This window comes from Nocardiopsis potens DSM 45234, assembly GCF_000341105.1.
Classification (GTDB): Bacteria; Actinomycetota; Actinomycetes; order Streptosporangiales; family Streptosporangiaceae; genus Nocardiopsis_A; species Nocardiopsis_A potens.
In genome coordinates, this window is the sequence record NZ_ANBB01000014.1 from 6,009 (window position 1) to 28,373 (window position 22,365).

The following is a 22,365-nucleotide window of genomic DNA, read 5'->3' on the forward strand; positions in this document are numbered from 1 at the left end:
GGGTGGGGCGCCGCGATCCGGTCAGGGGGCTGGGGGCGGTGAGGTCTGCGGGTTGAGGGCGGAGAAGAAGTCCGCGGCCAGCGACGGCGCACCCGCCGCCGGTACGGGCGCGGCGGGGCCGCTCCCGTGGGGTTCCCCGGCATTCTCCTCCACCGAGTCCTCCCCGGGGGCAGGCGGTCCGCCGCCGGAGCCGCTGGAGGTACCGGAACCGCCCTCGGGTGGTGCGGTGGTGGAGCCGGATCCGCCGGAGGTATCGGAGTCGGCCCCGGGCGGCCCGCCGGCGGCGCCGGAGCCGCCCTCGGACGGCGCGCCGGTGGAGCCGGAGCCGCCCCTGGGCGGTGCGGCGGCTCGCACCGGGGGGTCGTCCACGGGCGCCGGTCGGGGCATCCGGGACAGCGGGCCCTCCATCCCGGCCCGCCGGGCCAGGTCCAGGGCCCGGGTGAACCGGCCGTCGGCGGCCCACCGGTGGGCGGTCGCGTCCAGCCGGTCGCGCAGGCGCGGCGGCAGTCCGGCGCGGACCTCCTCGTCGGAGCGGCCGCGCACGTCGCGGTCGTAGAGCGCGCCGAACAGCTCGACGGCGTCGTCCCGGTCCCGCGCGGAGGAGGCACTCGGGTCCAGGACCCCGGCCAGCTCTTCGAGCACCGGGACGGGCAGGTCGGCCAGCCGGGCGGGCGCGTCGTAGCGGGACGCGGCGTCGGCCGTCGCCTCGATCTCCTCCAGGTAGCCGGCGAGGACCTTCGGCGGCGCGCCGTCCCCGCCGCCGTGCGGGGCGTCCATGTACCCGCCGGCCTCGCGCACCGCGGTGGAGCGCGGCGAGCGGCGGAGCGCGCCGGGGGGCCGCTCGTTCTCCGCGTCCTGCGGCGGGTCGGCGTACTCGTCGCGCAGGCCGAGCCCGTGCAGGGTCTCGTGCAGCCACACGTCCGGCCCGTCCCCCAGCCGCCAGGCGGCGGTGTCGCTGCGGCCGGGCAGATCGGGGTTGTCGTGCACCCAGGCGACCCGGGTGTGCGGAGCCTCCTCCGGGCCGACCGACTCCACCCGGACGTGCAGCTGGTCGCCGCTGCCCGGGAGCCGGTACCGGCGGTTGAGCACCTCCTCCAGCCGCGCCCGGTACTCCTGCTCGGCGTCGGCCGCCTGCTTCTCCGAGACGCCGGACCCGAGGCCGAAGTGCACCCGCACGGTCAGTTCCCGCACATGCGTCGGGCCGCCGGGCGCCGGGTCGGGCAGCGGGATCCGGCGGACGTCGAAACCGTGCTCGGCGACGGACACCGACGGGTTCCGCAGGCCGGCCTCCGGGTCGTCCAGCACCTCCGTCCACGCGGCCTCCACGCCGGAGGTGTCCCGGTTCCCGCCGACCCGGGCGACCGGGGCGCCTTCCCGGGCGTGCGCCCAGGACTCCGGGCCGGCCAGGCCCTCGTGCACCGGCGCCTCCCGGAACCGGTCCGGGTCCTGCCGCGGACCGGGTGCGCCGTCCTGTTCCGGGGCGTCCTGCTCTGCGCCGCCCTGCTTCGGGGAGCCGTCCTGTTCCGGGGCGGGCGCGGCGGGGGAGCCGTCCTGCTCCGGGGAGGAGCCGTCGTCCCGCCGGGCGGTGTCCCCGCCGCCGTGCGGCGCCGGATGCGGACCGTTCGCCGGGGCGGGGCCGGGCGGGCTCGCGGCGCCGACCCGGATCCCGGAGGAGGTCCCCTCCCCGTGCCCCGAGCCGCCGCCGGTCTGGGTCCCGCCTGTCCCCGTCCCGCCGGACCCGGTCCCGCCGGGGGAGCGGGCGCCGGCCAGTGCGGTGCCGAGCGCGTCCAACTCGCGGCGCTGGCGCTCCAGCGCCCGCTGCAGCCCGGAGCGGCGGTCGGACAGGTCGCGCAGCGCGGCGCGGACGCCGTCGTCGAAGACCGGGCGCCCGGCGGCGGCCTCGGCGTCGATCAGGTCGAGGGCGCGCTCGGCGGCGGCGCGGTCCCGCGCCTCCTGCTCCCCGGAGCGGTTCCAGCCGCCGCCGGCGGTGCCGGGGCCGGCGCCGAGGTGCCTGCGCAGGGCCGCCACCGCGTCCCGGACCTCCGGGGACCAGCCCGAGGGGTCCAGGTTCGGGGGGAGCTCCAGCAGGTCCATCGCGGTGCGGGCGCGCTCGGCGCCGGTCCGCCCCTGCTCGCCGCGGGGGTCGCGGTCCAGCCCGAGGTGCCGGTCCACCGCGTCGAACAGCGCCTTCTCCGCGTCGGCGGCCCGCTGCTTCGCGGCGGCGACCCCGCCCCACGCGGCTTCGGCGCCGCCGCCGAGCAGCCCGTGGGACTCCGCCTCCTCCCTGGTCAGCCAGACGTCGGCGTAGGTCTCGGTGGAGACGGCGCGGGCGTGGTGCCGGACCGGGCCGAACGGCCCGTACCGGTGCCCGGGGGAGTCCGCGACCACCAGCGCGTCCATCGGCATCCGGACCAGGTAGCGGCCCTTCTTCTCGGCCGGGCCGCGGTGGTCGGTGTCCACGGTCGTGGCGGCCTGCTTGCTGCCGCTCGCGCCGCCGCCCGGCGCGGCGCTCCCCGAGGCGGACTGCGACGCGAAGACCGCGCTCGGGGCGAACCCGTCCTGGGCCGGGTCGGTGCCGGTGCCGAACGCGGCCGTGCCGTCGAGGGAGACCGGCTGGGTCATGTCCCCCTCGTGCGACCCGGACTTCTCCTCGCGGTGCAGGGTCTGCACGGAGCGCTCGGTCGAGGCGTCCGGGTCCACGTCGATGATCCGCCCCTCGCCGGGCCGCAGCGAGGTGAACAGCCGGGCGTCCAGCCCCGGCACGGCGAACGGGCCGTCGCCCCCGCCGTTCAGCAGCGCCGCGCCGCCCTCGCTCTGGGAGGCGGAGAAGAGCGAGCGGAGCGCCTGCTCCCCGGCGGCCGCCGGGAGCATCCCGCCGCGCACACCCGCGCCGCGCCGCCCGTTCAGGAAGGCCTGCGCCGCCTCGGGGGAGGGGGTCCCCTCGCCGGGGTTCCACCCCTTCGCCAGCGCGGCGGCCACCGCCAGGGCGTCGCCGGCGCCGGGACCGATCGACTCCGGCATCGGGAGGTTCTCCGGCCCGGAGGAGGGGCGGCCCAGCACCAGTTTCCGCCACCAGGAACCGATGTCCTCCATGTCGTTCTGGAACTCGGCGTTCCGGTTGAGCGGGACGGCGGCGGGGCGCTCCTCGGGCCGCACCGGGCCCCGGCCGTCCGCGGCCGGCGGCCCCTGGGGGGCGGTCTCCATGGCGCTGACCGGGACGATCTCCTTCAGCGCCCCGACGTCGTCCACCGCGCCCTCGATGGGGGCCTTGGGGTTGTTCCAGCCGCCCTCGTGGGTGAGGGTGAACAGCAGCCGGGGCCGGGACTCGGTGTTCACGCCCGGTTCCTTCACCGTGCGGGTGCGGTTGTCGCTGGTGGAGTCGGCGGACGCGGTGGTGTGCTCGGTGCCCAGCTCCGGCGCGGGCAGCGGGCCCTTGAGGCCCAGCGTGTTCACCCGGTCCGACGGCAGCTGAGGGGAGCCGCCCTCGGTGGCCGGCGGCTCCGCGGCGAGCGGCCGCGCCCCGCCGTCGAGGCCGGTGGAGAGCGCGAACTTGTTCCCCTTCGCGGTGGAGGCGCCCCGCTCCTCGGAGTCGGTGTCGGTGCGCTCGGAGGTCATCTGGGACTCCACCGCGCCGGCGGCGGGCGCGCCCCGGTCCAGCCGCAGCCGCAGCCAGCCGCCGTCGCTGAACCGCTGGCCGCCGAGGGTCTTCTCGCGCAGCCGGACCCGCACCACCAGGCCCTCGCTGAGCAGCGGCCGGCGCATGCCCCGGGCGTCGTTGGGCGACAGCGCGATCCGGACGTCGTGCTCGCTCTGCCCGGTGAGCCGGTACCCGGCGGCCTCCACCTGCTCCTTGATCCCCCGGACGGCGGCGTCGACGTCCAGGCCGCCGAGGGAGAGCCCGCGGCCGGTGCCGGGCGCGGGGGCGGACAGGCCCTCCGGCGCGCCGCGGGCGGTGCGCAGCCGGGCGGCCAGCCCCTCGGTGCCGCGCAGCAGCCCCTTCATGGCGAGGTCGATGACGCGGTACCGGGTCTCCTCGCGGCCGGCGGCGCCGTCCGCGTCCGCGCCGTCCCCGTTCCCGTCCGCGCCGTCCGCGGGGGGCTGAGTCGCCGTCCGCTCGAACGGCAGGCCGACCAGCATGTTCCACCGCTCGCGGAGGTCGGCGGAGAACCGGAACCGCACGTCGCGGGAGACGCCGGCGGTGCTCCCGGCCAGGGTGAACTTGTCCTCTTCGGTGAACCCGGTGCTCTCCGCGGTGGCGGAGGACCGGCTCCAGGTCCAGGAGCCGCCCAGCGACCCGCGGATCAGGTTGTACACCGAGGAGCCGCGGTCCGGGGAGCCCTGGAACTTCAGGCCGGCGTCGGCCTTGTTGGAGAACGCCCGGCCGCTGCCGGTGGCGCGCTCGCTCTCGGTCTTCACCGTCAGGTCGATGCCGCCGTCGCGGAGCGCCTCGGAGACCGAGATTCCGCGGTCCTCGGCGGTGATCCTCCCGTCCACGTCGGAGCGCTTGGTGATGGCGTCCTCGTACTGCTGCCGGAACGGCAGCCCGCCGCGGCGCAGCGCATCGGACTCGGCGGCGAGCGAGCGGGGGGAGGTGAGCGTGCGCAGCTGGCCGCCGACCGCCTCGCCGGACCACAGCGCCCTGGCGTACCCCGTCGCCCGGCCGAGCGTCCGCTGCACCGTGTCCAGCAGGCCGTCGGCGTGCGCGGAGCGGTTGGCGTGCGGCAGGTCGAGGAGGACGCCGGCGTCCTCGCCGCCCTCCCGGATCCGCCGGTCCCGCTCGGCGCGGAACTCGGCGTCGCGCACCTCGGCGCGGGCCCGCGCGGTCCGCGAGCGGGCCTCCGCCTCGTCCGCCCCGTCGAACCCGGCCCGGCGGACCTCTTCGCGGGTGTTGCGCAGGGCCCTTCCGGCCCGGTCCGCCCGGTCCCGGGCCTCCCGGGCCCGCTGCTCGGCGCGCCCCGCCTCGTCCTCGGCGGCCTCGCGCCGCACCCGGGCGCCGTCCAGGTCCCCCTGGGCCTCGGCGAGGTCCTCCTCGGCCTGCCGGACCCGCTCGTTCCGGTCGCGGAGCTCCCTCTGGGCCTCCTGGAACAGCTCCCGGGCTTCGCGGAGTCCGTCCTGCGCCTCCCGGAGGCCGTCCTGCGCCCGCCGGATCCCGTCCCCGCTCTCCTGGGCCGCGCCGCCGTCCCGGCCGCCCGGGGCGCGCCGGTCCCCGGTGGGGCCGGCCGCCCCGCCCGGGGTGCGCCGCTCCGGCGCCGCCTCGGCCTTCCGCCGCTCCTGTGCGAGCCTGCCCTCGGCCTCGGTCACCCGGTCCTGCGCGGCGGCGATGCCCTCCCACGCCCGGGTGAGGCCGCGCTGCGCCTCCGCGCGGTCCCGCCGCTCCTCTCGGAGGCGCCCCTCGGCCCGGTCGGCGCGGTCCCGGGCCTCGCCCTGGAGCCGCGCGGCCCCGTCCGCCTCGTCGCGGAGCCCGCGGGCGGTCTCCGCGGCGGTCCGCGCGGCGCCGTCCGCCTCCGCGGCGGCGCTCTCCCTGGCCGGGAGGCGGATCAGGGCGGCCAGGCCGTTCCGCAGCCGGTTCGCCTCGGTGCGCAGCGCCCTCAGGGTGCGCGGCCGCCCGCCGCCGTCCACCGGCCGCTGCTCGCCGGGGACCTCCCGGGTCGCCGGGGTCTCCACGAGGAGCACCGGCGGGGGGTCGCCCTCGCGCGCCCCCCGGTAGAGGGGCCGGGACTCGCCCCCGGCCAGGGAGACGTTCAGGTTCGCGGTGTAGCTCCACCGGTCCACCGGGCCCGACGAGCCGGCGCCGGCCTCCACCCCGCCCTTGCCGCCGTCCTGCGCCGACCGGGTCCAGCCCCACTCGGCCCGGTCGGTCGCCCCGAACTCGGTGATGAACCAGGGCATGTCCGCGGGGGTCTGGCCGTGCCGGTACTGGGCCTTGAAGCCGCCCTCCACCGCGGCCTTGCGGCCGTGCTCGGTGGCGTCGCCGAGCGAGGCGCTCCCGGTCAGCGAGGAGGAGAGCTTCCCCGACTCCCGGGTGCCCCGGTGCACCCCGCCGGTGAAGTCCGCGCCGATCCGCACGCTGAAGTGGTTCGCGCCGTCCTGGGAGCTGCGGTCGGACATCATGCCCAGCCCGCTGAACACCTGCCGGGCCGGCCCCGGGCCGAGCCGGAACAGGTTGGTGAACCCGGACGGGCGCAGGTCGATGACGACGCCCTCGCCGGAGAGCGCGTCGGCCTCCACCGCGGCGCGCTCGATCCGCGAGTAGAGCCGCATCGTGTTCAGCAGCCGGGTGTCGCGCTTGCGCCACAGCCGGTTCCACCCGCCGGGCCGGTCATCGGTCCGCTCGCCCGGCGGCAGCACCAGGTCCGGCCGGGCCCGGTGGACCATCTCGTGCACGCGGCGGGCGATGTCCCGGGCCGGGGTGTCGCCGGGCTCCTGCCGGTCCTGCCCGCCGTTCCGGTCCCGTCCCTGGCCCTGCTCCTGGCCCTGCTCTCGGGCCGGGGGCTCCTTGCGCAGGTCGCCGTTGCCCCAGCGCAGGCCGACCGGGTGCGCCTCGCCGAAGTCGGTGATCCGGCGCCGGTCCAGCCCGAGCCCGCCGGGGGAGGGCCGCTCGGCGCCGGCCGGAGGGTCGGTCCAGGCCGGGCCGGTCAGCTCGGCGACGTCCTCGGCGGAGAGCAGGTCCAGGGTGGTCGTCTCCACCGTCCGGGACACGCCCTCGGTGGTGGTGATCCGGTACCGGCGGGTGACCTCGTACAGTGCGGAAGGGCCCTCGGCCGACGCGGCCCGGTTGCGCTCGGCGCCGTGGTCGGTGGAGCGGCCCTGCTTCACGGTGCGCTGGTGGCCGCCCTTCAGGGAGCCGCCGACCCGGGCGGTGGCGCCCGGGGTGGGGTCGACGGTGCCCATCACGCCGCCCTCGGCCTCGACCTCGAACTTCCCGGTCCGGTTGGCGGTGGTCGCCGCCGACGCCGAGGACTTGTCGCCGTCGCTGAACGAACTCCCCTCCAGGACCGGACCGACCCTCCGGTAGTGCACCGGGCCGCCGTGGATCTCGGCGCTGTTCAGCCACTCCTTGGACCCGGTGCGGCCGGACTCCCGCTGGGTGTAGGGGAGGGACAGCGTCTCGCCCCGGTCCAGCCGGGCCATCGCGTCCTTGACGCCGTTCGGGCCCAGCAGCCGCTCCAGCCGGTCCCGCTCGCCCGGGCCCAGGTCGTGCCGGGACCCGGCCGCGTCCGAGGTGGAGAGGCCGGTCGCGGTCCGGTCCCCGCCCGGGCCGAGCAGGGCCAGCGTCCGGGCGAACCGCGGGGCGCGGCGCAGCACAGGGCCGCCGGCGGCGCCGATCGCCTCCGGCAGGGCGGGAACGCCGTCCCCGGTCGCGAGGCGGCCCGGCAGGGTCACCCGCCGGACGTCGGACACGGTCGCCTCGGGGTCGCGGAGCGGGCCGCCTCCGCCCTGCCCGGGCGCGGTGCCGCCGCCTTCGCGGGCGGCTCCGCCGCCCGCCGGGTCCCCGTCCCGGAGGGTGAGCCGGATCCGGGTGTCCGCGGTGTACTCGGCCGCGTCGCCCGACGCGTCGACCGCGCGCTTGGTCCTGGTCTCGGCGGCCGTCTGGTACTGGGTGCCGCGCTGCCGCTGAGCCAGCAGCACCTTGAGCTTCACGTCGAGCAGGGCGACCTTGCCCATGATCTTGCCGACGACGGTGGCCGGGGCGGTGATGTTGACCTGCTTGCGGGACTGCTGGGAGGCGGTCCCGGTGTGCTTGGCGCGGTCCTCGTAGGTGGTGGTGGGCCGCCCGGTCGCGCCGTCCGCGGCCCGCCACACCCGGGAGAGCTCGACGTCGACGGTGCCCCGGCGCGACCTGTCCGCGGACTCCACCGGGACGGAGACGGTGAGCCGGCCGTCCCGGTCCGAGGAGCGCGGCCCCTGCTCGGCGGCGTCCTGCAGCAGCCGGAGCCCGTCGCGGGTGGGCCACCACCCGTTGCTCCGCATCCGCTCGCGGACGGTGTGGACGGTCTCCGCCGCCGCGCCCGAGCGCGGGGTGTGCACGCCGGAGAAGCCGCCCTGGTCGCGGGTGCCCGCGCGGGTCAGCGCGTCGAGCAGGCCGCGGGTGTCGCGGTCGACGGGCGGGGGCGGGGCCGTCTCGCTCCGCACGGAGGAGGCGTCGGAGTCCTCCGCCCCGTGATGGGCGGTCTCCGTCTCCTGGACGGTCTCGGTCTCCTGGACGGTCTCGGGGTTCTCCTCCGCTTCCGGGATCGGGTCCAGGTCGTGCCGCCGTCCTCGCAGGCCGCCCTGGTTCTGCTGTGCGGTGGAGGACTCTGCCCGGGAGGAGAAGTCGGTCATCTCGTAGGACTGGGTCCCGACCCGCTTCGGCGGGGCGGCGGCCGGGAACCGGCGCTGCTTCGAAGAACCGGCGTCCTCCTTCGCGCCGCTCTGCGGGTCTTCGCCGAGGGAGCGGCCGGTGTGCCGCGGGCGGTTCTGCAGGCCGCTCCGCCCGTTCCGCCCGCTCTCCTCGCTCTGCTCGCTCTGCTCGCTCTGCCCGTTCCGGTCGTTCTGCCCACCGCGTCCGTTCCGGGAGCCGCTCTGCTCGCCGCTCCGCCCGCTGCTCTGCCCGCCGTCCTGCGCATCGCCGTGCGCGCCGCGCGCCCGGGACAGCTTCTCCGCGTAGTCGTCGAGCGTGCGCCGCTGCTCGCCCAGGGCCTTCTGCAGCTCGGAGCGGCGCTCGACCAGGTCGTTCAGGGCCTTGCGGAGGCCGGGGTCGAGGCGGTCCCCGTCGGTGAGCGCGGCCAGCCGCCGCTCGGCGTCCTCGCGGTCCGCCTTCTCCCGCTCGGGCGTCCGGCCCCAGCCGCGATCGGCCGCGCCCTCGGTGAACCCGAGGTGCCGGCGGACCGCCGCGACGGCGTCCCGGGCGCTCCCGCTCCACTCGGCGGGGTCCAGGTCCGGCGGGAGCGCCAGCAGGTCGGCGGCCCGCCGGGCGTCCTGCTCCTCGGCGGAGCCGGCCTTGCGGTCCAGGCCGAGCTCCCGGTCGAGCGCGTCGCTCAGCGCCTTCTCCGCGTCGGCGGTCTTCTTCTGCGCCTCGGCGGTGTCCTTCCAGGCGTCCTTGGCGTCGGAGCCGAGCAGGCCCAGCTCGGTGGCCTGGCTCTCGGTGAGCCACACGTCGGCGTGGGTGCGCACGGTCTCGGTCCGGGACGGCCGCAGGGGGAGGCCGAACGGCCCCTCGGCGGCGGTGTCCTCCGCCCTGACCTCCGCGTTCAGCGGGATGCGCACCAGGTAGCCGGTGGCCTTCGGGCCGGCCTCGCCGTACTCGGTGCCCTGGGAGGTCGCGGTCTGCTTGCCGCCGGCGGAGGAGGCCGACAGGGCGCCCGAGGTCCCCGCGCCGCCGGTGATGAACAGGGAGCTCTCGTTGAAGCCGCTGCGCGGTTCGCCGCCGGTGCCGGTGGCACCGGTGATGTCCAGCGACATCGGCACCGTGGCCCCGTCCGACCGGGTGGCCGAGCTCTCCTCGCGGCGCGCGGTCTGGACGTAGCCGTCCGAGCCGGCCGAGGCGGAGACGTCGATGATCTTCGCGCCGTTCTTCAGCGCGGAGACGTTCAGCGACACGTCCAGGCCCGGCACGGCGAACGGGCCGCTGCCGTCGAGCAGCGGGGCGCCGGGGCCGCGCTGCGCGTCGGGGAAGCCCATCCGCAGCCGCTGCTCGCCGGCGGCGGCGGAGAGCACGTCGGCGCGCGCGGCGGCCCGCCCGTCGCGCAGGAAACCGGTCGCGGCCTCGACGGTGTCCTGTCCGGCCGCGGGCCTCCAGCCCAGCGCCCTGGCGCCGGCCCGGATCAGGGCGTCGGCGATCGGGCGGTGCGCGATCCCCTCCGGGACCGGCAGCTCGAACGGGACCTTCTCCGCGTCCCCCTGGCCGTCGCCCTGCTCGGGCGTGCTCCCGGCGGTCTCGCGGCCCTCTCCGCTCTCTCCGCCCGTGCCCTCGGCCGTGTTCCGGGTCCCGGTGCCCTGCCCGCCGGCCTCCTCGGTCCCGGTCCCGTCCTGCCTGGGGCCGGCCGGCTCCAGCGCGCCCACCGGGACGATCTCCTTGAGCGGCCCGACGCCGTCGACCCTCCCGCGGACGGTGCCCAGCGAGCGGTCGGTCATGCCCTCCAGGCCGAGGGAGAACTCCAACCGGACCGGGGTCTCCGCGTTCACGCCCGGGGCGTCCACGGTGCGCTCCCGGTTGTCCGCCGTCGACTCGGCGGAGGTCTTCGCGGTCTCGGTGCCGAACTCGGCCACCGGGATCGGACCCTGCACGTTCACCACGTGGATCCGGTTCTCCGGGAAGGTGGCGTTGCCGCTGGCGTCCGGAGCCCCGGCGCCGATCGGGTGGCCTCCCCCGTCCAGCCCGAACACCACCCCGGCCTTGTTCTGCTTCGACGCCGAGTCGCTCTGCTCGCCGGTGCCGGTCACCGTGCGGGTGGAGGACATGCCGGCCTCGACCGGGCCGAGAGCGGTCCCGCTCCCGCCGGGCTCCCGGACCAGCCTGATCCGCATCCAGCCGCCGTGGCTGGCGCCGCCGGAGCGCACCCCGCCCTTGGCCCGGACCTGGACCACGATCCCCTCGCCGAGCAGGTCGCGCATGGCGGGCCGGGAGTGGTTGCGGGAGAGCGCCACCCGGATGTCGTGCACGCTCTGCTCGGTGAGCTCGTAGCCCCCCGTGCGGACCTGGTCCTTGATGCCGTCCACGGCCCGCTGCACGTCCACGCCGTTGAGCGCGTGCCCCCGGGTCGACCCCTCGGGCAGGGCGCCCAGCCCGCGGTGGGCCTCCCGGGCCTCCCGAAGCCGGCGACCCAGCCCCTCGGTGCCGCGCAGCAGTTCGCGCATGGCCAGGTCCAGCACCCGGTGCCGGGACTCCGAGGCGTTCTCCGTGCGCCCCCGGGCGTCGACCTCCTCCTGCCGGTCCCTGCTGGTCTGCCAGGGCATCGGCAGCGCCAGCGTCCACCGGCGGCGCTCCGAGCCCCGCACCCGGAGCCGGTCGTCGCCGTCGACCCGGACCGTGCTGCCGGACAGCCCGATCTGCTCCTCCTCGGTGGAGGTGGCGCTCTCCGTGCGGGCGGTGCCGGACTTGCCGGTCCAGCGCAGCCCGAACATGCCCCGGAGCCGGTTGTGGTTGGCCGCGTCGGGGTCGGGCGCGCCCTGCCCCTTCAGGCCGAAGGAGAGCAGGTGCGAGTCGCTCGTGCCGGTGCCCTGGGACTTCTCGGTCTCCGCCTTGTAGGTGAGGTCGATGCCGCCGCCGAGCAGCGCGTGCGAGGCGCGCATGTTCAGCCGCTCCGCGGTGAGCAGCAGGTCCGCGTTGCCCCGGCGGGTCAGCGCGCTCTCGTACTGGGCCTGCACCGGCAGGCCGCCGTTGTGCAGGTCGTCGCCGTTGGCGGCGAGCGACTTGGCGGAGGTGAGCGTCCGCGGCTGGTCGAGCAGGGCAGGGCCGGAGCGGGCCGCCGCGTCGAAGCCGACGGCCTGGCCGAGCAGCCGCCGGACCGAGCCCCACAGGCCGTTGCCGTCGGCGTTCACCGGGGCGTGCGGCATGTCGTCCAGCAGGCGCGAGCCCTCGTCGCGGATCCGCCGGTCCCGCCGCTCGGCGAACCTCCGGTCGGCGTCGCGGCCCTGCGCCTCGGCGGCCTCCTCCCGGGCCCGGCGCGCCCGCTCCAGGGCCTGGTCCGACCGGGTGCGGGCCTCCCGGGCCTCCTCGTTCCGCCGGGTCGCGGCGGCCTCGGCCTGCTCGGCCCTCTCCGCGGTCTCCTCGGCCCGCGCCCTGGCCTTCTCGGCCTGCTCCTCCGCGTCCCCGGCCTTCTTCGCGGAGTCGGCGGCGTCCTGTTCGGCCCGGTCCGCGCGGCGCTCGGCGTCTTCGGCGCGACGCTCGGCCTCGGCGGCCCGCCGCTCGGCGTCCGCGGCTCCGCGCTCGGCTTCGGCGGCCCGGCGCTCGGCGTCGGCGATCCGGTCCTCGGCCCGCCGGTCGGCGCGCCGGGAGCGGTGCGATGCGGAGTCGGAGTCGGAGTCGGTCTTCCCGGTCCGCTCCGTGCGGTGCCCGGCGTCTTCGGCCTGCTGGCCGGTGTCCGTCTTCCCGGCCTGCTCCGCGCGGCGTTCGGCGTCCGGCCCCTGCTCTTCGCCGTCGGCTCTTCCGGCCTGCCGTTCGGCGCGCCCGAACCGGCGCTGCGCGGCGTCGGCCTCGCGCTTCGCCTCCTCGGCGCGGCGCTCGGCGGCGTGCAGCTCCTTGCCCAGGGCCTCCAACCGGTCGGTGAGCCGCTGCACCCGGGCCCGGTCGGCGGCCCGCTGCGGCCCGTCGCCCTCGCCGCGGGCGGCGGCCGCCTCGGCGGCGAACAGCTCCTCGCTCGCGGTGCGCCACCGCTGGGCGGCCTGCTCCTGCTCGGCGCGGGCCTCGTCGGCCTGCCGACGCAGCTCCTCGTAGCGCGCGCGCTCGCTGCGGAGCGCGCCGAGGTCCGCGGCCGCCTCCTTGCGCCGCTGCTCGGCCTCGGCGGCCTTCTCCCGCTCCGCCCCGGCGTTCCCGCGTTCGGCCCGGGCGTTCCGGCGTTCGGCGGCGGCCCGTTCGGCGTCCTTCCCGGCCTGCTCCCTCAGGGCCTCGCGCTCGGCCCGCCGCTCCGGGCCCTGCTGCTCTTCGTGCTCCTTGCGGGCCTCGCCGGCTTCGTCGCGGACCTTTCCGGCGGCCTTCTCCGCCTCCTCGGCCAGCCGCTCCCGCTCCTCGGCCTCGCGGAGGGCCTCCTCGGCCTCGCGGCGCCGGGTGCGGGCCTGCTCGGTGAGGGCCCCGGTGTCCTTCCCGTCCTGGCCGGGGGAGTGCTCGCCCGGGACCGGCCTGGTGCGGGGCGTCTCCACCAGCAGCCGCGGCTCGTCGGCGGGGGAGTCGAACAGCCGCGCGGGGTCCCCGTCGCCGATCCCGACTTCCAGGTTGAGGGTGAGGTTCCACGCGTCCGCCGTCCCGGAGGCGGAGGAGCCGCCGGTGACGCCGCCCTTGGCGGTGCCGGACAGCGGGGTCGTGTCCTCCCGGTCGAACCGGTAGGAGAGCCCGCCGTCCACGATGTGCTGCGGCAGCCCGGAGGGGGTGGTGCCGAACCGGCCCTGGACGCCCAGCGCGGCCTCCCCGTACCAGCCGGTGCCGCGCTGCCGGCCGAGGCCGATGCCGGTGGTCCCGCCCAGCGAGGAGGTGAGCTTCCCGCCGTCCCGGGCGCCCTGGTGCACGGGGTCGGTGGGGGAGGCGGTGAGCACCACCCGGACGAAGTTCGCCCCGTCCCGTACGTCGCCGCTGAACGTGTTCGTCCACTTCGACGTGGTGTTGATCAGGAAGTTCTTGAACCGGCCCGGGGCAGGCATCAGGAAGTTGCGCAGCCCGCCGGTGAGCAGCCGGACGGAGATCCCCTCCGCGATGAGCGCGTCCGGCTCGGCGGTGATCCGCGCGGCCAGGTCGTCGATGGCCCGGGTGTTGAACTCGCGCATGTCGGAGCCGAGCCACGGCACCTTCCACCGGCTCCGGGGCGGCGGGTTCTCGCCGGGCGGCAGCACCAGGTCGGGGAAGCGGGCGCGGACCATGTCGCGCAGCCGCTCGCGGACCCGCAGCACGTGCGGGTCGCCGTCGGCGCCGCGAACCGTCCCGTCGTCGCCCTGCAGCCGGACCGGGACGGCCTCGCCGAGGTGGCGCACCCGGCCGTCGTCCAGGTCCATGCCGCCGGGGCGCTCCGGCGGGGCGTCGGCCGGGGTGCCGGTCGGCGGGTCGGTCGGGGTGTCGGTCGAGGACCCGCCGTCCTCCCGAGGGGCCTGCCCGGTGGTGTCCCCGGTGCCCTCCGCGCCGGTGTCCTCCCCGGTCGCGGTCTCTTCCCCGGTCGTGTCCGCGGTGGTGTCCGCGGCCGTGTTCCCGGTGGTGTCCGCGGTGCGGGTGCCGCCCCCGGCGGGATCCTGGCCGGCGGGGTCCAGGCCGGGGCCGTCGGTCGCCTGCTTCAGCGCCTCGGCGTCGGAGACCGGGAGCAGGTCCCGGCTGACGACGGTGATCTCCTCGGTACCGCCGTCGGAGTGGACGACCCGGTAGCGCCGGGTGACCTCGTACAGCGCGGCCGGCCCCTCGGTCTTGGCGCCCCGGGCGCGCTCCGAGGAGTGCTCGGTGCCGCGGGTCTTCTTCACCGACCACTGGCCGCCGCCGGTGGCCTCGCCGCCCACCCGGACCTTGGTCGCGCTCTCCGGCGCGGAGACGGTGCCGGTCACGCCGAGCCCGGCGCTCAGCTCGTACTTGTTCGTCCTGGTCGCCGTGGTCGAGGAGGAGACCGACGACTTGTCGGTGTCGCTGAACGCGCTGCCGTCCAGCACCGCCGGGCCGATCCGCCGGTAGCCGACCGGGCCGCCGTGCACCTCGGCCCGGAGCACGCGCGCCTCGCTGCCGAACCGCTTGCGCCGCACCTCCGTGTGCTCCCGGACCAGGACCTCCCCCTGGTCCAGCAGGGGCGCCGCCTTCTTGAGGGACTCCGCGTCGATCAGCGACCGCCAGCGCTCCCCGCCGGTGCCGCCGCCGTCGCGGGACCGGCCGCCGCGCACGTCCTGCACCGCCAGGGTGCGGGTGAACCGCGGGGCGCGGGTGAGCACCGGGCCGTTCCCGTCCTCCGACCCGATCCGGTCCGGCGGGGCGGCGCCCTGGCCGCCGTCGGTGCGGGGGCGGCCGGGCAGCGCGACGCGGACCGCGTCCCGCACGGTGAAGCCGCCCCCGTCGCGGGGGCCGCCGACCTCCCGGACCCCGGTGTCGGCGGTGAACTCGGAGGCGCCGTCCCCGTCGGCGTCGATGCCGCGCTTGTGCTTGTGCTCGCCGGAGGACTGGAAGTCCATGCCGCGCTTGCGGACGCCGATGGACGTCTTCGCCTTCGGCGTGATCAGCCCGGTCTGGCCGCCGAACTCGCCCACCACGGTGATCGGCATGGCCGGGTTGAACGCCTTGGTGGACTGCTGGGTCCCGGTGGACACCGACTTGCCGCGGTTCTCGTGCACCACGTTGCCGCGCGGCGAGGAGTCCGGGGAGGTCCGCCAGCGGTGCTCGGTGCGGAACCGGGCGGTGCCGGCGCTCCCGTCGGCGCCGACCACCCGCACGTCGACGGTGCGGCCGCCGGCGAAGAACCCGCCGGGGTCGCGCCGGGCCTCGCCGGTGAGCCGGTCCCGTTCGCCGTCGGCGAGCCGCCGGCCGTCGGCCTCCAGGTGGGCGGCGAGCGCGTCCGCCCAGCGCCCGGCCGGGTCGTCCGAGCCGAGGCGCACCTTGTCGTAGCCGCCCTCGCCGGGGCGGCCGGCGGTGGCCAGCGCGTCCAGCAGCGGGACGGTCCCCTCGTCGGCGGCCGGGGTCTCCCGCGCGGCCTCCTCGCCGCCGGGGTCGTCCCCGGGCGGCTCCTCCGCGTCGGCGGAGTCCTCGGGCCGCTGCCGCTCGGGCCGGTCCTGGGGGTTCTGCGAGGACTCGCCCCGGGCCGGGGGACCGCCGCCGTCCTCGGCGCCGTCCCCGGTCCGGTCGGTGGAGAGCACGGTCATCTCGTGCGACTCCGCGGATTCGGGCGCGGTGGGGTCGGTGGTGGTCGGGTCGGTATCGGCGGGATCCTTCGCCGTGCCCGTGCCCGTGCCCGTGCCCGTGCTCTGGGTCGGGGTCCGCTGCGGCTTGGGCGGTGCGGCGGCCCGGAACCGGCGCGGGGCCGGTGCGGGGCCGCCGTCCCGGGCCTCCCCCTCGGTCCGGACCGGACGCGGGGGCTCCGGGCGCCGCTGCGTCCCGCCGCCGCCCTGTTCGGCGCGGTCGAGTGCGGCGGCCAGGCGGCCGTCGGCGGTCCACCGGCGGACGGCGTCGTCGAGCCGGTCGCGCAGCCGGGGCGGCAGGTCGGCGCGGACGTCCTGGTCGGACCGGCCGCGGACGTCGCGGTCGTAGACCGCGCTGAAGAGGGCGGCCGCGTCGTCGCGGTCCTGCGCGGAGCCGTCCGGCTCCAGGGTCTGCGCGATCTCGGTGCGCACCGGGGCGGGCAGGTCGGCCAGGGGGGACGGGCCGTCCTTCGGAGGCTGGGCGTTCGGGGACCGGGCGCCGGGCTCGTCCGTCCGGCTCTCGGTGCCGGTCCGCTCGGGGGCGGAGGGCGCATCGGTGCCCTGTTCGCCCTTCCCGGACCGGTCGGAGGTGCTCTCGGCGCCGTCGGAGCCGGCGGACCGGGACGGCTGGGCGCCGGCCGGGGAGCCCGCGCCGGGGTGCTGCTTGGCGGGGGAGGGGACGCCCTGGCCGGATCCCTGGTTGGAACCTTGGGCGGACCCCTGTCCCTGCGGGCCGGCCTGGGACGGGACCGCGGCGACGGGGGTACCGGGCCCGGTCGCCTGCGCCTGCTCCGCGCCGGTGGCCTGGTCCTCGGCGGTCTCGTCCTCGGCGGCCTCGTCTCCGACGGGCCTGTCGTCCTGGGCGGTCTCGTCTCCGGTGGAGCCGTCGTCCTGGGAGGCCTTGGCTCCGGCGGGGCCGTCGTTCTGCTCGGCCTCACCGTCCTGAGCGGGGCGCTCGGACGGAGCGGGGGTCTCGGAACCGTCGTCGGCGGCGCGGGTGGAGGGGGTGTCCTCCGAGGCGCCGGCCTGCTGCTCGGTGGACTGCTCCGAACGCCCGTCCGATCCGGCGGGGGCCGGTGCACCGTTGTGCACGTCGTCCTGCTCGGTGCTCCGGTCGGCGTCCGGGGCCGTGGCGGCCCCGTTTCCGTCCTGCTCGGCCTGCCGCGTGTTCTGAGACCCCGGGGATTCCTCTTGCGTCGGGGCGCTGCTCTGCTCCGGGGCGCCGTCCTCGTTCTTCCCCGGCGCGCTCCGGTCGCCGGCGGAGGAGCCGGAGCCCGCCTCGCCGTCCTGCCCGTCTCCCGTCGCCTTCTGGTCCGAGGAGGTCGGCACCTGCTGCGGGGGCGGGACGGTGGCGGTGTCGTCGGCGTCGTCGGTGGTGCCGTTCCGGCCGTCCTCCTGCGAATCGTTCCGGTCGCGGCCGTTCCGCTCCTCGTCGCCGACCGCGCCGCTCTCGCCCTCGTCCTTCCCGGAGGAGCCCTGCTCCTTCTCGTCGCCGGCGGAGTCGCCCACGGAGTCGCCCACCAGGGTGGCGGCGTCGTCGTCCCTGCCGTCCCCGCCGTCATTCCCGGAGGAGCCGGAGGGGTCCGGGGTCTTCTCCCCGCCGCCGGTCGGGTCGCCGGCCAGGGTGGACGAATCGTCCCCGATGCCCTTCGGGACGTCCGGCCCGTTCGCCCCCAGGGAGAGCGCATTGAGCTTGTCGACCAGGGCCATGCCGCCCTGGGTCAGCCCCTGCTGCACCGCCCCCGACACCGCGCCGGAGACCGCCGACAGCCAGGTGACGGAGAACGTCTTCTCATCGCTGAACAGCAGGTTGAAGAAGCCCTCGCTGAGGGTGCCCTGGGCGGCGTTGGCGATCGCCTGAGAGCTGTACTGGGAGAGCATGCTCTTCCAGGTGGAGCCGGTCGAGGCCAGGCCGTCCCGGACGCCGTCGGGCAGTCCGCGGGCGAGCGCGTCGCGCAGCCCCGGGCTCAGCCCGCCGGCCTTGCCCAGCACCTCGTCGAGCTTGCCGCCCAGCTCCTTGGAGCCCCAGTGCCGGGCGAACGCGTCGGCGTACTCCCGGCCGAGCCGGTCGGCCTCCTCGCGGCCGAGCCTGGACCCCAGCCGGTCGGCGAACGCGTCGCCCATCCGGTCCCGGAACCGCTGCGCGGCGATCGGCGTGGCCCAGCCGGCCCCGGCCTCCTTGGAGAAGGGGACGAGCAGCTGGTTCGCCTCGTCCCCCATGATCTTTCCGACGTCGTCGGCCAGGCCCTTGCCGGCCGGGCCGGTCCCGTCGAACGCCTCGTTCAGGTTCTTGGTGATGGCCGGCCCGGCGGAGTTCTTGAGCAGGTCGTCGAACTTCTTCGCCAGCGCGTTGCCGCCGAACGCGGCGGCGGTGCCGAACACCCCGTCGAGCACCGCGCCCTTGGCGGCGTCCTCGGTGAGGTCCTTGTCCCAGTGGTCCCGGTACCCCTTGTCGATCTGGATGCGCTGGATCAGCGCGTCCAGGGTCAGCGCGAACATCTGGCTGATGATCATCTGCTGGACCAGCTCGGAGATGAGCCGGAACAGGACCCGCTGGATCACCGTGCGGGTGATGGCCTTGAAGACGGGGATCTTGAGCAGCGACAGGCCGAAGGTCTTCGGCGCCATGGCGATGGCCCAGGCGATCTCGATGGTCAGCTGGATCAGCTGCCCGATGATCATCCACTTGGCGTACTGCACCTGGGTGGCCGCGTTGCTGACGTACTCCTGCAGGCCGCGCGTGGTCTCGGCGCCCTGCTGGAGGTAGCTGCGCTCACCCCCGGTGAACTGGTCCACCGAGTCGGAGAAGAAGTCCGCCGCGGTGGCGTCGAAGTTCTCCCGGACCTTGTTCTTCACGCGCAGCACGAGCTGCGGCAGCTCGTTCTCCAGCTGCTCCGCCGTCACGCCGTAGACGTCGGCCAGCGCCCACAGCCGGTCCTCGTCGGCGGTGGGCCACTCCGAGCCGGTGAGCACCATGAACAGGGTGCGCAGCTCGGAGGGAAGCTCCATCCCCATCCCGGCTCACCGTCTCCTGGAGGGGCCGTCCCCGCCCATGTTCCCGATCAGCTTGTCCGACAGCCCCTTCCCGTAGTCGTCGGCATCGGCGAACTGCTTGGCGGTCTCCACGGTGCCCTCGGCGGTGTCCTGGAAGGCGTCGGCCAGCGCGGTGAAGAACCTCTCCACCCCGTACTTGGCCGGCAGGTAGTTCTCCTTGAAGGAGTCGGCGATCTCGTCGCCCTCGCCCCACGGCCGCCCCAGCGCGTCGGCCGAGGAGGAGAAGCGGGACTTGATGTCGCGCACGTAGTCGGCGAGCTGGTACATCTCCGCGCCGTCCTTGGCGACGGCGTCGGTGTCGATGGAGATGTGGTCGGTCAACGGGTCTCCTCTCCGAGGGGCGGCGGTCCCGGCCCCGGCCGGACGGGGGCCGGGGCCGGGACCGCCCGGGGGCGGACGGGGGCGGACGGGGGCGGACGGGGGTCAGGGCCTGGGCGGGCCGGGGAAGTCGAGGCCCAGCTCGGCGAGGAACGCCGACGGGTCGCCGCCGCGGATCACCTCGGCGCGCGACTCGGGGGTCCCCGGGGCCACCGGGCCGAGGGCGTCGGCGACCCGCTGCTCCATCTCGGCGCGGGCCCGCCCGATCACGTCCAGCACCGCGGCGGACAGCTCGGCCGGGGCCATGGTCCGGTACTTGGAGGTGTGGAACCGCAGCTCATCGATCTCGCCTCTGGCGTTCACCTTCGCGCTGACCATCCGGTCCTTGGACACGGCCTCTGCGGTGGCCGACTCCAGGCTTGCGCTTGCCTCCGAGAGGCTGCGCTGCGTCTCCCGAAGCCGTTCGAGTTCCCGAGCCATCTGCTCCGGCAGGGACATGTCCAACGCCGCTCGCTCCCTTCCCGGGGCCGGCGCCCGGCCGGCCCAGCACCGCGGGGCCCCCGCTCGCGGAGGTGCCCCACACCTTCTCGTCCTCGGTCAGCCAGGTGCTGCGGTTCCGCTCCTGGTTCCCGGCGCCGGCCCCGGCGCCCGCGCCCATGCCGCCCATCGGGGGCATCATGGGCGGCATCATCGGCCCGCCCGGGCCCGCCTGGCCGTTCGGGCCCGCGGCGCCCTGGCCGCCGGGAGCCCCCTGGCCGCCGGAGCCCAGACCGGAGCCCAGGCCGGAGCCCTGCTCCGAGCCGAGGCCGGTCCCGGAGCCGGAGCCGGACAGGTCCGACATGTCGAACGAACCGCTGCCGCCGGAGGAGCGCCCGCCGCCCAGGTCCGAGGAGCCGAAGGAGCCGCCCGGACTCGGCGAGAAGCGGTCCTCGGTGGAGGAGCGGAAGTCGCCCAGGCCGTCCGGGCGGCCGAGGCCGGGCAGATCGAAGGAGCCGCCGCTCCGCTCGTCGCCCCCGGTCGAGGACCAGATGTCGTCCGACCCGCCGGTGCGGTCGGACCCGGGCAGGTCGAAGGAGCCGCCGGTGCGCTCGTCGCCGCCCGACGACACGAGCTCGTCCGGGCCGCCGAGCCGCTCCCGGTCGGGGAGGTCGGACATGTCGATCGACCCGCCGGTGGGGGACCGCTCCTCCAGCGACTCCTCCAGCGGCCCGCCGTCCGGACCGCTCTCCACGCCGGTGCGCTCCGGGGGCGCGGGCAGGTCCACCGAGCCGGAGGGAAGGTCCGTGCCGGTCCCGTCGGATGAGGAGGTCAGGTGGTCCCCCCGGCCCAGCACGTCATCGGGGCCGAGGCCGTCCTTCCCGCCGCCCCACGGGTCGTCCAGCGACCCGCCGGGCAGCGGGTTGCCGTTCTGGTCCCGGTTGCGGTTCCCGGGGCCGCTGCCGCCGCCGGTGAGCGGACCGCCGCCGACCGGGGGCGGGACGAAGGGGGCGCCGCCGCCCGGCCCGTCGCCGGGGCCGCCGCTCATGTCGAAGGAGCCGCCGCCCGGGACCTGGTCCCCGGACCCGCCGCCGGGCCCTCCGCTCAGGTGGACCTTGTCCCCGCTCACGCCCAGGTCCTGCCCGCCGCCGGGGCCGTCGCCCGTGCCGCTGCCGCCGCCTCCGTCGCCGGGGCCCATCTCGATGGTGCCCTTGTTGTCGGGGCCGCCGTCGCCGAAGAGCTCCTTGAGGATGTCGTCGGCGCTCTTGTCGCCGCCGTTCCCGCCTCCGCCGCCTCCGCCGTCGCCGCCGGTCCCGTCGCCGCCGGTCCCGTCGCCGTCCCCGTCGCCGAAGAGGTCCTTGAAGATGTCGTCGATGTCCTCGTCGCCGCCTCCGCCGCCCTTGTCGCCGTCGTCGTCCCCGCCGCCGAAGATCTCGTCGAGGATGTCGTCGATGTCGCCGCCGCCTCCGGGCCCGTCACCGGGGCCGTCGGGACCGGGCTTCTGGGTGTTGATCGGCGTGTAGGGGAGGATGTCCTTGGAGGCGTTGGAGTAGCTGGTGGAGAGCGGGACGATGTTCTCCAGGACGGCCTTGTGCAGCGGCTTCAGCTTGTCCCACCACAGGTCCTTCATCTCCTGCTCGATCTCGCGCCAGGCGTTCACGTCGTCGGTGGACCTGCCGCCGATCTTGATGACGCCGCCGGAGTCCTTGGTGACGCTCTCCCGGTTGTTCTCCCACCAGGTGCGCACGATCCGGCGCGGGCTGCGGTCGGGGTCGGCGGCCCACGCGTTGTAGGCCTTCACCACCGGGTCGGAGAAGGTCGGGTCGACCGCCTTGACCGCGGCGGCCACCGCCTTCTCCACCGGGTCGAGGTAGTCGGCGACGCTCTTCAGCTCCAGGGCCTTCATCTTGAGGTGCTCGGCCAGCGCCTCCGCGGTCGCGCCCTCGAACGAGTCGTTGCCCGGCTTGACCTTCTGGTACAGCTCCCAGAGCTCGTCGTACCTGCCGTCGAAGAACGTGTGGTAGTCCTTGAGCCGCGCGGAGAGCCGGCTGAGACTGGCGCCCTGGTAGGAGTCGCTGCCGAAGTTCGGGTCGCCGAGGCCCTTGGTGACCACGGTGGCCATCGAGGATTCGAACTTGCCCCACAGGGTGTCGGCGCCGTCCAGGATCTGCGGGTTCAGGAAGATCCCGGAGTAGTAGTCGCCGATCCCCTTGTGGTAGCTCCCCAGCCGGTCGCCGTAGGCGAAGCCGTACCACTCGTCGGCGTCGTAGGGGTTGCCCTCGTTCCAGAAGACCCGGTCGAACCAGCCGGTCTCGTAGATGGTCCGGGGGCTCGCCATCGGAGGGACCGCGCCGCCGCCCTTGGCGTCGGCGAAGACGTTGAGCAGGTGGTCCAGTTCGACGGAGCCGGGGACCCCCGAGCCCCCTGCCACCCCGTCGGTGGGCGCGGTGGTCCCCTGCCCCTCTGTGGGGTGGAGTTCCTTCTCGTTGTCCACGGTTCCTCCTCGGGTGCGGTCGGGTCGGGCCGGCGGCCGGGCCTACTTGTCGGTGGACGAGGTGACCTCGTTGCCGTCGCCGTCCGTGCCGCCCCCGCCTCCGCCGGTCACGGAGGAGGAGAAGATCCAGTTCAGCTGATCGGCGGTGAACTCGGCGCCCTCCTCCAGGTCGTCGAAGACCAGCTCGCTGTTGGCGATCCCCTTGGAGATGGCCAGCAGGTCCCCCTCGTACTTGACGAACATCTCGTCGACCTTGGTCAGCACCGCCTTGACCTCGTCCGAGAGCACCCCGGCCGACGGCAGCAGGGCGCGGTTGCCGAACTTCGGCTGCTTCGCCTCCTCGCCCGCGTAGTACTGGTCGAACTCGGCCTTCTCCGCGGAGAAGAGCTCCCGCATCGGGTCGATGTTCTTCTCGCGCAGGGTCCGCAGGTACTCCGGGGTGACCTTGAGCTGGTCCTCGGCCATCTCCGCTCCCG

Annotated in this window: 5 protein-coding genes; all 5 read right to left on the reverse strand. The window is 76.4% G+C overall.

Annotation, left to right across the window (positions count from 1 at the left end):
• Positions 1–21: 21 nt before the first annotated feature.
• A complete protein-coding gene (locus D459_RS30795) occupies positions 22–18,561 on the reverse strand; it encodes a WXG100-like domain-containing protein (RefSeq protein ID WP_040709308.1) in 18,540 nt (6,179 codons plus the stop codon).
• A gap of 6 nt (positions 18,562–18,567) precedes the next feature.
• Complete coding sequence (locus D459_RS0105250; RefSeq protein ID WP_017591948.1) at positions 18,568–18,921, reverse strand: hypothetical protein; 354 nt, start codon at positions 18,919–18,921, stop codon at positions 18,568–18,570.
• A 102-nt stretch (positions 18,922–19,023) separates the two neighbouring features.
• Positions 19,024–19,335: a YbaB/EbfC family nucleoid-associated protein gene (locus D459_RS0105255; RefSeq protein WP_275041849.1), complete on the reverse strand. Its 312-nt coding sequence runs from the start codon at positions 19,333–19,335 to the stop codon at positions 19,024–19,026.
• Positions 19,256–21,889, reverse strand: a complete 2,634-nt coding sequence (locus D459_RS37320; protein ID WP_026120074.1) for a hypothetical protein — start codon at positions 21,887–21,889, stop codon at positions 19,256–19,258. The genes D459_RS0105255 and D459_RS37320 overlap by 80 nt, the downstream gene beginning before the upstream one ends.
• 42 nt (positions 21,890–21,931) lie before the next feature.
• On the reverse strand, positions 21,932–22,354 hold the full coding sequence (locus D459_RS30800; protein ID WP_017591950.1) for a hypothetical protein: 423 nt from the start codon (positions 22,352–22,354) through the stop codon (positions 21,932–21,934).
• Positions 22,355–22,365 lie beyond the last annotated feature (11 nt).

Coding starts and splice junctions, on each gene's coding strand:
- D459_RS30795 (WP_040709308.1), bottom strand. CDS start 18,561: ATGGGGATGGAGCTTCCCTCCGAGCTGCGCACCCTGTTCATGGTGCTC.
- D459_RS30800 (WP_017591950.1), bottom strand. CDS start 22,354: ATGGCCGAGGACCAGCTCAAGGTCACCCCGGAGTACCTGCGGACCCTG.